Consider the following 13308-nt stretch of genomic DNA (forward strand, 5'->3'; position numbering starts at 1 on the left):
GCGTAAAATGAGCTTTTTTGTGTCATACTCTTAAACTTTATATTATAATAAGCCCAAAAAGACAAACCACCTACCTTAAGGCATTGATTTTAGATTATGGCAAACGAACGCTCCAAATTAGCTTTTAAAAAGACTTTCCCTGTTTTTAAACGCTTCTTGCAATCCAAAGACTTAGCCCTTGTGGTCTTTGTGATAGCTATTTTAGCGATCATTATCGTGCCGTTACCGCCTTTTGTGTTGGATTTTTTACTCACGATTTCTATCGCGCTATCGGTGTTGATTATTTTAATCGGGCTTTATATTGACAAGCCTACTGATTTTAGCGCTTTCCCCACTTTATTGCTCATTGTAACCTTGTACCGCTTGGCCTTAAATGTCGCCACGACCAGAATGATTTTAACGCAGGGCTATAAAGGGCCTAGCGCAGTGAGCGATATTATCACGGCGTTTGGGGAATTTAGCGTGAGCGGGAATTATGTGATTGGGGCTATTATCTTTAGTATTTTAGTGTTAGTGAATCTATTAGTGGTTACTAATGGCTCTACTAGGGTTACTGAAGTTAGGGCGCGATTCGCTCTAGACGCTATGCCAGGAAAGCAAATGGCGATTGATGCGGATTTAAATTCAGGGCTTATTGACGATAAGGAAGCTAAAAAACGCCGCGCCGCTCTAAGCCAAGAAGCGGATTTTTATGGCGCGATGGATGGTGCGTCTAAATTTGTCAAAGGCGATGCGATCGCTTCTATCATCATCACGCTTATCAATATCATTGGAGGGTTTTTAGTGGGCGTGTTTCAAAGGGATATGAGCTTGAGCTTTAGCGCTAGCACTTTCACTATCCTAACCATTGGCGATGGGCTTGTAGGGCAAATCCCTGCCTTAATCATTGCAACAGCGACCGGTATTGTCGCCACTCGCACCACGCAAAACGAAGAAGAGGACTTTGCTTCTAAACTCATCACACAGCTCACCAATAAAAGCAAAACTTTAGTGATTGTGGGAGCGATTTTATTGCTTTTTGCAACCATTCCTGGACTCCCTACCTTTTCTTTAGCGTTTGTAGGGTCTCTCTTTTTATTCATCGCATGGCTGATTAGTAGGGAGGGAAAAGACGGGTTGCTCACTAAATTAGAAAATTATTTGAGTCAAAAATTCGGCTTGGATTTGAGCGAAAAACCCCACAGCTCCAAAATCAAACCCCACACCCCAACCACAAGGGCTAAAACCCAAGAAGAACTTAAAAGAGAAGAAGAACAAGCGATTGATGAAGTGTTAAAAATTGAATTTTTAGAATTGGCTTTAGGCTATCAGCTCATCAGTCTTGCAGACATGAAACAAGGGGGCGATTTGTTAGAAAGGATTAGGGGTATTAGAAAAAAGATAGCGAGCGATTATGGTTTTTTGATGCCTCAAATCCGGATCAGGGATAATTTGCAGCTCCCCCCAACGCATTATGAAATCAAGCTTAAAGGCATTGTGATTGGTGAAGGCATGGTGATGCCAGATAAGTTTTTAGCCATGAATACCGGTTTTGTGAATAAAGAAATTGAAGGCATTCCTACTAAAGAGCCGGCTTTTGGAATGGACGCTTTATGGATTGAAACTAAAAATAAAGAAGAAGCCATCATTCAAGGCTATACCATTATTGATCCAAGTACCGTTATTGCCACGCACACCAGCGAATTAGTGAAAAAATACGCTGAAGATTTCATCACTAAAGATGAAGTGAAATCCCTTTTAGAGCGCTTGGCTAAAGACTATCCTACGATTGTAGAAGAGAGTAAAAAAATCCCCACCGGTGCGATCCGATCAGTCTTGCAAGCCTTGTTGCATGAAAAAATCCCCATTAAAGACATGCTCACTATTTTAGAAACGATTACCGATATTGCCCCATTGGTTCAAAACGATGTGAATATCTTAACCGAACAAGTGAGAGCGAGGCTTTCTAGGGTGATCACTAACGCTTTTAAATCTGAAGACGGGCGCTTGAAATTTTTAACCTTTTCTACCGATAGCGAACAATTTTTGCTTAATAAATTGCGAGAAAATGGCTCTTCTAAGAGCCTACTGCTCAATGTGGGCGAATTGCAAAAACTCATTGAAGTGGTCTCTGAAGAGGCCATGAAAGTCTTGCAAAAAGGGATCGCTCCGGTGATTTTGATCGTAGAGCCTAATTTAAGAAAAGCCCTTTCTAATCAAATGGAGCAGGCCAGGATTGATGTAATCGTGCTAAGCCATGCTGAATTAGATCCTAACTCTAATTTTGAAGCCTTAGGCACGATCCATATTAACTTTTAATGGATAAATAATTGATAAAAAAGGAGAATGATGCGAGTTTACCACCTTTCACACATTGATTTAGACGGCTATGCATGCCAGCTTGTTTCAAAACAATTTTTTAAAAATATCCAATGCTATAACGCTAATTACGGGCGTGAAGTCTCAGCGAGAATTTATGAGATTCTAAATGCGATCGCTCAATCTAAGGAGAGTGAATCCCTTATTTTGATTAGCGATTTGAATTTGAATTTAAACGAAGCGCAGTATTTGCAGGATAAAATCCAAGAACACCGCTTGCAAAATAAAAACATTCAAATCCAGCTTTTAGATCACCATATCAGCGGTAAGGAAGTGGCTGAGAGCTTCCATTGGTATTTTTTAGACACGAATCGTTGCGCGACTAAAATCGTGTATGAGTTTTTGAAAAAGCATTACGCTATTTTAGAGCCAAAAAACACAACATGGCTAGAGCCTTTAGTGGAAATGGTCAATTCTGTGGATATTTGGGACACGCAAGGTTATGGCTTTGAATTAGGCAAGGTGTGTATGCGCATGATTAACCAAAGCTCTGAATTGAATCGTTTCATGTTTGATGATGAAAACCGCGATTATAAATTAAGGCTTTTAGAAGAGGTTAAAAACTATTTGTTTTTAGAAAATGCCCCTGTAGCCTATGATAATGATTTGTTCAAACTTAAAAAAATCGCTCTGGGGGGCGACCCTGATACAGAAACGATGGACAATATCTCTTCAAACGCGCAAACGCATTTGCTCTCTTTAAAAAAGCATGATTGCAGCGTTTATTACCAGGATAAAAAAGGGTTTTTAAGTTATTCTATGGGGGGTATTAGCGTGTTGGCTAACCTTTTTTTAACGCAAAATCCAGATTTTGATTTTTATATGGATGTGAACGCTAAAGGGAATGTGAGCTTGAGAGCGAATGGGAATTGCGATGTGTGCGAACTCAGTCAAATGTGTTTTAATGGGGGCGGGCATAGGAATGCGAGCGGAGGCAAGATTGATGGCTTTAGGGAGAGCTTTAATTATAGGGATATTAAAGAACAAATTGAAGAAATCTTTAATAACGCTTAAACTAAGCTGTTTAGAAAAAGCTAACAAAAACTAAAAGGAGTTTAAAAACTCTTTTTGGAAGGTTTAAAAATTTTCATTCTGTCGTTTTATGGCAAATTTTTTAAGGGGATAAGAGATATTTTAAAATAACTTCTCTCCCTACAAACCCCCTAACCCCCAAAAGACCGCTTAAAAAATTATCGCTTGATTAAGCTCTTTTAATCATTTGATTGTAAAGAATGCTTTTAGCATTTTTTAAGTTTTATAGTCAATATTTGACAGAGCCAAGTTTGCATTTTTGTGTTAGGACTTGACAAGTTAGTCTAATTTTGCTACTATATAAGATCCTTTTGTGTTAGAAATTTCTTAAAGGTTAAAACCGCATCTCCCACCATAGCCACCCATAAGCAACACAACTCCCTATGGGGGATTTGTTTAACTACGCCAACCCTTGCAAGACAAAATCTAACAATACCGCCTTATCATTAGCGAGCGACCTTGTTTTATAGCTTTCTAATTCCAACAAAGAAACATTATTATTTTTAGCCGATAAGAGTTTAACCAAAATACCCTACTAATCGCAGATAAAATGATTATGCCCCCCAGCTAACACCAACTAGCTAAACACCAACATGATATGAGTGTCTCTACTATTATGGCTATTAAAATACTTGATTTTACCCGCTCCACACCCTCATTTTAATCTGTTTTTAGCAAAAAGAATTTATTCTTCACACGCCGGTTTTGGGTAGCAAAAACGATAGCCTCTGCGCCTCACGGTTTCAACCGTGGAAATCCCCAAGGGTTTATCCATTTTTTGGCGGATTTGATTGATAGCCACTTCAATGACATTAGGGGTAACCATTTCAGGCTCTTCCCAAATAGCGTCTAAAAGCTGTTCTTTGGAGACGATTTGATCCCTATGCCTGGCAAGATGGGTAAGCACTTCAAAAGGCTTCCCCTTAATCTCAACTTCACGCCCCTTGTAAATAATCTTTTCTTCATCAGGGCTAATGGTCAAATCCCCAATTTCAATCACATTAGAGCCCCAAAACCTCAAACGAGCCTCAATCCTTGCGACTAAAGCCTTAATGCTGCGATAAGGTTTAGCGATGTAATCGTCTGCGCCTTGTTCAAACGCATGGACTTCTTCCTCGCTTGTAGGGTTATCAGAAGAAACTAAAACAACGATAGAAGAATGCTTTTCCTTGATTCTAGAAACAAAACTTAAAGCATTTTTATCGCTAACCATAACCAAGTCATAATTCCTAATATCCATAAGATATTCCCCATCCTCCAAACTCTCTGTTACATCAGCCATAAAACCTTTAACATTTAAGCCCTTTTCAATTTCTCCACCCAAAACAGAATTTTTTTCAATCAGTAGAACGCGCATGGTGTATGACTCCTGCATTTAAGAGTAATTCAGACACTGATTATATCATAATTTTAAATTAGTTTAAGAAAATATTAATAAAAGTTATCGCTTGATCAAAATCAAGCCCTTGATGATTGGTTGTAAAAAATGCCTTTGAGCGTTTTTTATGGATAATTTTTAAAATCATTTGCTAAAAACCACCATTTTATTGTATAATTACAAATCCAACCATTCCTTATGGTTTGGTTGGCATCGCTAAGATTGAAGGGTCACCTCCCCCTCCTTTCCCTTTGTCTTGGCGGTTGTTTTTCAACTCCTTGTTTAGTCCTTAATTTTTAACCGCTTGATTACGATTAAGATTTTAAGATTTTGTTTGACTAAGCTTGATTTTTAGGTAAAAGCCTAAGGTATGCGATCTCGCTAGGGGCTAAAAACCTTAAGGGAACACCCCAATACCCTGCCCCACTGCTCACATAAATTTGGGTGGTGTCGCTGTGCTTGTATAAACCATGTAAATAGGTTTGCGCTAACTTGACTAAAAGGCTAAAAGGAAAGATTTGCCCTGCATGGGTATGCCCTGAAAGCACTAAATCTACAGAGTGGCTTTCTTTGAGACTTCTGATTTGTTTGGGCTGGTGGGCTAAAAGGATTGTGGGCTGACTCTCATTGCGCTTTTTTAAAGCTTTGTCAATATCAGGGGCAAAATTTTGACGATTCCTTGCGAAATAATCATACACGCCGCACAAATTGATCTCTCCTAAACGCACGCACTCATTCCCTAAAATCGTTAAATTAAGCGTGTCAAGAAACGATAAAATCGGCTCTATGCCATGATAATACTCATGATTTCCTGGCACATAAAAAGTGCCATGCGTGCTTTTAAGGTTGTTTAAGGGCAGTAAAAAAGATTTGACTTTTTCAATGTTTTCATCCACTAAATCCCCCCCAATCAGCACCATATCCACTTCTTTTTGATTGACTTCTTCTACAATGTAATCAACAAAATCTTTTTGCAACAAACTCCCCACATGCATGTCTGTGAGTAAAATAATCTTTAATTCTTTATCCAGCTTATCCAAATAAATAGGGGTTTCTTTAATTTTAGGGCGGGCCAACCCTTCATAAAACCCGCGCCAAAAATACCCTAATAGCGCCAGATAAAACCCTAATTTTAAAAAGTTTTTTAAACTTTTACGCCTTGAATGCAAAAAATCTATTTTTTCTATGGAGTAGGAAAACCCGTAAAAACTTAAAGAAAAAATAAACGCAATAAAAGACACAAACGAACACGCTGAAGTCAAAACAAACAAATGGCTAGGCATAATATTTCTATAAAAAGCAAAAGCCGCCTCACCCGCACTCAAAAGGATAAAAAACCCTAAATAAGCGTATTGAGAGAATTTCTTTAAGGTTAAAAACGATTTCAACATCCTAAAAGAACTATAATTCAAAAGACACAAAACCAATAAAAACGCTATGGAGATCAGCATACCACCCTTTTTGTAGTCATAATGTTCTAGCTATATTAGCATGTTAACGCTAATGCACCCTTTAGGTTTCATCTTACTATTGTTTCCTTTTTTATCAGTCTCAATCCCCACAGAAAGAGAAAAGTATCCCTCCCCTTAAAAGAGTGTGAGTTTGGATACAATAATAAAAAATGCGCTTAAAGCCATAGAAAGGAGATGCAATGCAATTAGACGATGATTTAGAGTTCGCTAAAAAAGTCTTTAACCCTAACAAAGCGTTTGCCAAGCAAGCCAGGATTAAAAACATGTGTGAATATAAAGATTTAGTGCATGAAGCCAATGAAGATTATGAACATTTTTGGGGCGAGTTAGCCACGCAAAAACTCACATGGTTTAAGCCCTTTGATAAGGTTTTAAACAGCGATAACGCCCCTTTTTTCAAATGGTTTGAAAACGGCAAAATCAATGTTTCTTACAATTGCATAGACAGGCATTTAAAAGACAAAAAGAATAAAGTGGCGATCATTTTTGAAGGGGAAATGGGGGATTATAATGTCATCACCTACAGAAAACTCCACTCTGAAGTCAATAAAACAGCCAACCTTTTAAAAAACGAATTCAATGTCAAAAAAGGCGATAGAGTCATTATCTATATGCCTATGATTGTAGAAAGCGTTTATATGATGCTCGCATGCGCTAGGATTGGAGCGATCCATAGTATCGTTTTTGCTGGGTTTAGCCCTGAAGCCTTGAGAGATAGGATCAACGACACTCAAGCCAAATTAGTTATCACAGCAGATGGGACTTTTAGGAAAGGCAAACCCTATATGCTTAAGCCAGCCCTTGACAAGGCTCTAGAAAATAACGCCTGCCCTAGTGTGGAAAAAGCGCTCATTGTGATACGAAACGCCAAAGAGATTGACTATGTGAGAGGGCGCGATTTTGTCTATAATGAAATGGTCAATTACCAATCCGATAAATGCGAACCTGAAATGATGGACTCTGAAGATCCTTTATTCTTGCTCTATACAAGCGGATCAACCGGGAAACCTAAAGGCGTTCAACACAGCAGTGCAGGGTATTTGCTGTGGGCACAAATGACGATGGAGTGGGTTTTTGATATTAGAGATAACGATAATTTTTGGTGCACCGCTGATATTGGCTGGATTACAGGGCACACTTATGTAGTTTATGGGCCTTTAGCTTGTGGGGCGACGACTTTGATACTAGAAGGCACGATGTCTTATCCGGATTATGGGAGATGGTGGAGGATGATAGAAGAATACCGCGTGGATAAATTCTACACTTCCCCCACCGCTATAAGAATGCTGCATGCTAAAGGCGAAAACGAACCCTTAAAGTATAATTTAGACTCACTCAAGGTTTTAGGAACGGTGGGAGAGCCCATTAACCCTACGGCATGGAAATGGTTTTATGAAAAAATCGGCAATTCAAAATGCAGTATCGTGGATACTTGGTGGCAGACAGAAACAGGCGGGCATATCATCAGCCCTTTACCAGGAGCTACGCCTATAAGGACTAGTTGCGCGACTTTACCTTTGCCTGGCATCCATGCAGAAGTTTTAAACGAAGACGGCACCAAAACAAAGCCCGGAGAACAAGGGTTTTTATGCATCACTAAGCCATGGCCTTCTATGATAAGAAACATTTGGGGCGATGAAAAACGATACATTGATAGCTATTTTTCTCAGATCAAGTTGAATGGGGAATATGTCTACCTCTCTGGAGATGGTGCTATCGTGGATGAAAACGGATACATCACTATTATTGGGCGCACAGATGATATTGTGAATGTGAGTGGGCATAGGATCGGCACGGCTGAAGTGGAGAGTGCTATTTCTAAACATGAAATGGTGGTTGAATGCGCGGTAGTGGGTATCCCTGATACGATTAAAGGAGAGGGCTTGTTTGCGTTTGTGGTGCTGTGCGATGGGGCTAAATGCAATCTTGGCGAGAGTTTAGAATTGCTAAAAGAAATGAATCATATCTTATCCATTGAGATTGGAAAGATCGCTAAATTAGACAATGTCATGTATGTGCCAGGTTTGCCTAAAACCAGGAGCGGGAAAATCATGAGAAGGCTTTTGAAATCTATCGCCAAAAAAGAGCCCATCACTCAAGATTTAAGCACGCTAGAAGATGTGAATGTGGTCAAAGAAATAATGAGTATCGTTCAAATGGAAGAGTGAAATCTAAAAAATGCTTTTTGGCGTTTTTTAGCCAAATTAATGAGAGTCCAATTTCAATCAAGCGGTAATTTCTCATAAAGCGTAAGAACGCCTACCGCTTCGCTTTATTTCACCACTCAAAAAGCGTTTTAACTTTCTTTAAATCTTTATACTCCACGCTTTTGATAACATGATTCTCTAATTCAAAATCCGCGCTCAAATCGTTAGCGTCTTTAAGGACGGCTTGAAAGCTTTCTTTATTTATGAGTTTGACTTCCACTTTTTCGCCTAAAGAAAGTTTGAAGTGTTTGGGGGTTTTAAGCGTTCTTTCTAACCCCATGGAACTCACTTCCAAAATATAAGCGTCTTGAATAAAATCGCACACATCTAATAAGGGCGAAATGATCTCGCTCACTTGTTGGCAAATGTCCAAACTAACCGCTCCATTAGGGTTTTTAAGGCTCACCCTTAAGATATGCTGCTCATTTTCTTTAATCAAACTCACATCATAAAGCAAATAACCCAAACTTTCAATCACGCCCTCTATTTTCTCTTCTATTCTTTTAGTCATTATCTTTCCCTTTAGCGATTTCATTAAATATGGCGTCTAGGCGGAGCTGCTTTTCTAAGCTATTGTCTGAAACAAAACTGAGTTTTGGGCATTTAAACCACCCGCTCGCCTGCAAAACAAACTGCCTGATCAAACCCTCAGCTTTTTTCAATTTAGAAAGGATTTTATGATCTTGTGAAAGCACAAACACAAAAGCGTGGTGCTTCCCTTTAGAGCATTCCACTTTAGTAACGCTTAAAGAATTCAACTCGCTGTCGTTCAAGCTCGCTAAAGCCTCTTGTAGTAATTCTAAAAGATTGGATTCTAAGCGTTCTTTATGAGCGTTCATTAGAGGGTTCTTTTTTTATGGATTTCTTTATAAGTTTCAAACACATCGCCCACTTTAATCTCGTTATAATTGTCTAGCATGATCCCGCACTCATAGCCCTTAGAAACTTCTTTCACATCATCTTTAAAGCGTTTTAAAGAAAGGATTTCGCCGGTATGAACCACCACGCCATCCCTAATCAAACGCGCCTTAATGCCACGAGCGATCACCCCATCGCTCACCACACACCCGGCTATCGTGCCAACTTTAGGGATATTAAAGGTTTCTCTCACTTCCGCTTGCCCGGTATGCTCTTCTTCAATGATAGGACTCATCAAGCCTAATAACAGCGATCGCATTTCTTCAATCAAGGCATAAATCACCGTGTAAGTTTTAATGCTCACATTGTATTCTTTAGCCTTATTTTTCACATTACCGGTGGGGCGGACATTAAAGCCCAAAATCACCGCATGCTCACTGCTAGAAACCAGGCTCAAATCATTCTCAGTAATACCCCCCACCCCTGAGTGGATCACTTGAATCGCCACCTCTTCGTTATTAAGCTCTAACAAGCTGTTTTTAATGGCTTCTAAGCTTCCTTGCGTATCCGCTTTAATGACTACAGGAATGTTTTTTAATTCCTTATTAGCGACCATTTCTGAAAGCTCATCAAAAGACACTTTAGTGCTTTTACTCAACGCTTTTTGGCGTAAATAAGTCGCCCTCTTTTGAGCTTGCAAGCGCGCGATGGAATCGTTTTCTACCCCTATTAAAACAGATCCTGCAGGCGGCACTTCGCTTAAGCCCGTGATGAGAGCCACCATAGAGGGTTTTAAACTTTGAATGCTCTTGCCTTGATCATCAGTCATCGTTCTTACTTTACCAAACGCCGTTTCGGCAAAAAAACTATCCCCCACGCTCAAAGTCCCGCTTTGGACAATCACAGTGGCTACTGCCCCACGCCCTTTTTCCACGCTTCCTTCTAAAACAACCGCTCTAGCGCTACCCTCTTCTATGGCTTTTAATTCCATAATATCCGCTTGGATAAGAATGGTTTCTAATAAATTGTCAATGCCATCGCCCGTTTTAGCCGAAACAGGGATAAACTCATGCTCTCCGCCCCAATCCACAGGGTTATAGCCAAGCTCAGCGCATTCGGCTTTGAGCTTGTCCGGATTCACATTAGGCTTATCCATTTTATTCATCGCAAAAATCACAGGCACATTAGCGGCCTTTGCATGCTCTAAAGCTTCAATAGTCTGTTGCTTCACCCCATCATCAGCCGCTATCACAATCACTGCAATATCTGTAACTTGAGCCCCACGATTACGCATCTGGCTAAAGGCTTCATGCCCTGGGGTGTCAATGAAAGACACCCACTTGTCATTCTTTTCTACCATGTAAGCGCCAATGTGCTGAGTGATCCCCCCAGCTTCCGTGTGAGCGACTCTTTTATCACGGATTTTATCCAATAGTGAAGTTTTACCATGATCAACATGCCCCATGATGGTAACCACAGGCGGGCGTTCTTTTTTCACCCCCTCTAGCACTTCTTCTACTTCAAATTCTTCTAAAGTGTTTTGAACAGAAATTTCTAAATGGAACTCTTCGGCTAAAATTTCTATGCTATCCTTATCCAAAAAGTCGTTTTTAGTTACCATAAGCCCTAAATTAAAGAGGGTTTTAATCACATCAGCCAGATTCAAATTCGCTTTTTGCGCGAATTCATAGACGCACACTTCTTCAGGAATGGCAATCGCGCTTTGGATCACTTTTTGGCTGTTATCGTTACGGAATGCGCGTTTTTTCTTAGATTGTCGTTTGATTCCGCTTTCATTCATCCAAGGGTTTTTCCTTTGGACGCGCACCCTGTCGTTGATATTTTGGCGGGTTTCTTTTTCTTCTTCTTCCTTATTGAGATTATCTTGTTCATGCAAATCAAACAATAAGATTTCATCGGTTTCATCATCATAAATATCATTGCCCTTAAAATCCCTCGCATCGCTGAAATCAATTTTATGGGATTTGTTGTTTTTGGCTGTAGGGGTGGGTTTGGGCTTACTTGGTTTTTTGGCTTTTTTAGCCTCTTGCTTGTCTTTTTCTTGCCATTCTTTTTTAATGTCTTCAAAAATAGCCGCTGCGCTTTGAGTGGGTTTTTTGCTTTCTGTTACGCTGTTTTCAGTTTCATTTTCTACTTCATCGTTGCGTTTAATCACCCTAAAACCGGTGCGTCTTTTAATGTTTTCATGGCGTTTGATCTCTTGCTCTTGTTTTTTAACTTCGCTGATTTCTTTTTTAGCATTATTGGCGTTATTGGCACTGTTAGCGTTGTTAGTGTTGCTTTGGGTGAGCTTGTTTAGGGCTTCTCGGCTTTTTTGGATTTCTTGGAGCTTTTGCTTGGCTTTTTCTATTTGAGAGTGGCTAACCACTTTAGGGGTGTTTTCTATAGGGGGCGTTTGAGGGGGCGTTTGGTCTTCAAAAGTATTGACAATCTCTATCCCTCCTTTTTTTTTGGCAATGGGTGCAGGAGCTTCTTTTTTCTTTTCTTTAGTTTTTTTGGGCTTTGGCTGGCTTTTTGTTTCTTCTTTTTTAGGCGTTTTGGAAACCTTTTTGTTAAGGGGTTTGGGCGTTGTAGCCATATTCAAATCATCTTTATTGTCTTGTTCAGGATTTTTAGTGGGTTGATTGGCTCGTATTTGTTCTTTAATACCATCCACAATGTATTTGTATAGCTTGCCTGCTTGCTCTGGGGTCATTTTAGAATTTGTCTTAAGCTCTAAACCAATGTCTTTGGCTCGCTCGATCACATTTTTAAGCTCTTTTTGGGTCTTACCAAGCTCGGCTAAAAATTCTTTTAAATCAACCATACCACTCATGCTATGCTTCTCTCCTTAATCCAAGTAATGATATTTTTGGTATCTTTTGGGGCATTCTTTACTTTTGAAACCGCTTTCAACAACTTTTTTTCTCCATTTTTCAAACAATTTTCACACACATAAAAACTACGACCTTTGCCATCAAATTCCATGATTTGATTTTCAAAGCTTTTCAAACGCAACAAATCCTTTTGAGGTTGGCGCATTCTGCACGCCACACACATGCGGATTTTAATTTCAGTCTTTCTCAATAAGGACTCCATCATTATCAAAATCTAAAACCGCTACCCTAAATTTAGGGAATTTCTTGCTCAAAACCTGCTTTAATTTAGGAGCGTCCTCTTCATAACACATGTTAAAAAACGACGAACCGCTCCCTGAAAGCGTGCTCATTAAGGCGTTATTTTCTAAAGCGAGCTTTTGGATCGCAAACAACACGGGATAAGTTTGCATGCGCTTATATTGATGCATCCTGTCTTTAGAGCAACAACGCAATAAATCCCATTTCCCCTGCACAATCGCCATCGTCATCAAACTCGCATGCGAAAGGTTGAACACGCTTTCTTGCACGCTGTAACGCTTGGGCAAGAGATGGCGCGATTGCTTGGTGGAAATGACCCTATTAGGGATCACCATCACTGCTTTTAAAAAAGAAGGGATTTTGGTTTTTAAACTTATCACTTTCTTTTTTTCCACAAACGCTGCATTATACCCCCCAAACACTGCCGGGGTGATATTATCCGGATGGTTTTCATAAATTAAAGCGGTATTGACAATGTTTTCTCTATCAAAAGCAAACCCTAAAAACGCAAACGCTGAAGCGACCGCCCCCACAATCATCGCCGAGCTAGACCCCATGCCCCTTGTAATAGGGACTTTATTATGCAATAAAAATTTAAATGAGCCGTCATTCCCATGCTTTTTTAAAATCTCATAAAACACTTTAGTGAAAATATTGTTGGTTAAAAACTTAGGAATCCCTTCACCCTCCCCAACCAATTTCACCGCATGAAAACTGCTAGGCTCAATAAAAAAACGATTGCGTAAATTCAAACTCAAACCCAAGCAATCAAAACCAGGGCCTAAATTCGCACTTGTTGCAGGAACACTCACTACCAAATTTTAAACCCCTATTTTTGATACCCTTTCATTTAAAGTTAGCATTAT

General features: G+C 39.6%; 11 protein-coding genes. 3 read left to right on the forward strand and 8 right to left on the reverse strand.

Annotation, left to right across the window (positions count from 1 at the left end):
• The first annotated feature begins 96 nt into the window (after window positions 1-96).
• Together flhA and DV63_RS16780 are read left to right on the forward strand one after the other, a co-directional pair.
• Window positions 97-2298 carry a flagellar biosynthesis protein FlhA gene (gene flhA, locus DV63_RS16775; RefSeq protein WP_001262864.1) on the forward strand — a complete coding sequence of 734 codons (2202 nt, stop codon included), beginning with the start codon at window positions 97-99 and terminating at the stop codon, window positions 2296-2298.
• A gap of 30 nt (window positions 2299-2328) precedes the next feature.
• A complete protein-coding gene (locus DV63_RS16780) occupies window positions 2329-3372 on the forward strand; it encodes a 3',5'-cyclic-nucleotide phosphodiesterase (protein ID WP_017179841.1) in 1044 nt (347 codons plus the stop codon).
• 418 nt (window positions 3373-3790) lie between these two features.
• Here DV63_RS16780 and DV63_RS18615 read toward each other — a convergent pair whose 3' ends face one another.
• From DV63_RS18615 to DV63_RS16790, 3 genes are all read right to left on the reverse strand, one after another.
• Window positions 3791-3916 carry a hypothetical protein gene (locus DV63_RS18615; RefSeq protein WP_017179842.1) on the reverse strand — a complete coding sequence of 42 codons (126 nt, stop codon included), beginning with the start codon at window positions 3914-3916 and terminating at the stop codon, window positions 3791-3793.
• A 159-nt stretch (window positions 3917-4075) separates the two neighbouring features.
• On the reverse strand, window positions 4076-4747 hold the full coding sequence (gene hsrA / locus DV63_RS16785; protein ID WP_001264978.1) for a response regulator-like transcription factor HsrA: 672 nt from the start codon (window positions 4745-4747) through the stop codon (window positions 4076-4078).
• 359 nt (window positions 4748-5106) lie between these two features.
• Window positions 5107-6219 carry a metallophosphoesterase gene (locus tag DV63_RS16790; protein WP_000908649.1) on the reverse strand — a complete coding sequence of 371 codons (1113 nt, stop codon included), beginning with the start codon at window positions 6217-6219 and terminating at the stop codon, window positions 5107-5109.
• Between the two features lie 200 nt (window positions 6220-6419).
• Here DV63_RS16790 and acs point away from each other — a divergent pair, with 200 nt between their 5' ends.
• Window positions 6420-8408: an acetate--CoA ligase gene (gene acs, locus DV63_RS16795; protein WP_001175393.1), complete on the forward strand. Its 1989-nt coding sequence runs from the start codon at window positions 6420-6422 to the stop codon at window positions 8406-8408.
• A 109-nt stretch (window positions 8409-8517) separates the two neighbouring features.
• Here the strand turns inward: acs and rimP are convergent, their stop codons facing one another.
• Genes rimP through thrB form a run of 5 tightly spaced genes read right to left on the reverse strand, consistent with a single transcriptional unit; the run spans window position 8518 to window position 13260 of the window.
• Window positions 8518-8958, reverse strand: a complete 441-nt coding sequence (rimP, locus tag DV63_RS16800; protein WP_000166638.1) for a ribosome maturation factor RimP — start codon at window positions 8956-8958, stop codon at window positions 8518-8520.
• Window positions 8951-9286, reverse strand: coding sequence for a 30S ribosome-binding factor RbfA (gene rbfA / locus DV63_RS16805; protein ID WP_000991176.1), 336 nt, complete (start codon window positions 9284-9286; stop codon window positions 8951-8953). Before rbfA ends, rimP begins: the two co-directional genes overlap by 8 nt.
• Window positions 9286-12141, reverse strand: a complete 2856-nt coding sequence (infB, locus tag DV63_RS16810; RefSeq protein WP_000016290.1) for a translation initiation factor IF-2 — start codon at window positions 12139-12141, stop codon at window positions 9286-9288. The genes rbfA and infB overlap by 1 nt, the downstream gene beginning before the upstream one ends.
• Complete coding sequence (locus DV63_RS16815) at window positions 12138-12392, reverse strand: DUF448 domain-containing protein (RefSeq protein ID WP_001232500.1); 255 nt, start codon at window positions 12390-12392, stop codon at window positions 12138-12140. The genes infB and DV63_RS16815 overlap by 4 nt, the downstream gene beginning before the upstream one ends.
• Window positions 12379-13260, reverse strand: a complete 882-nt coding sequence (thrB, locus tag DV63_RS16820) for a homoserine kinase (protein WP_000261715.1) — start codon at window positions 13258-13260, stop codon at window positions 12379-12381. The genes DV63_RS16815 and thrB overlap by 14 nt, the downstream gene beginning before the upstream one ends.
• Window positions 13261-13308 lie beyond the last annotated feature (48 nt).

It is taken from the genome of Helicobacter pylori FD535, from assembly GCF_000296015.2.
Lineage (GTDB): Bacteria > Campylobacterota > Campylobacteria > Campylobacterales > Helicobacteraceae > Helicobacter > Helicobacter pylori_CT.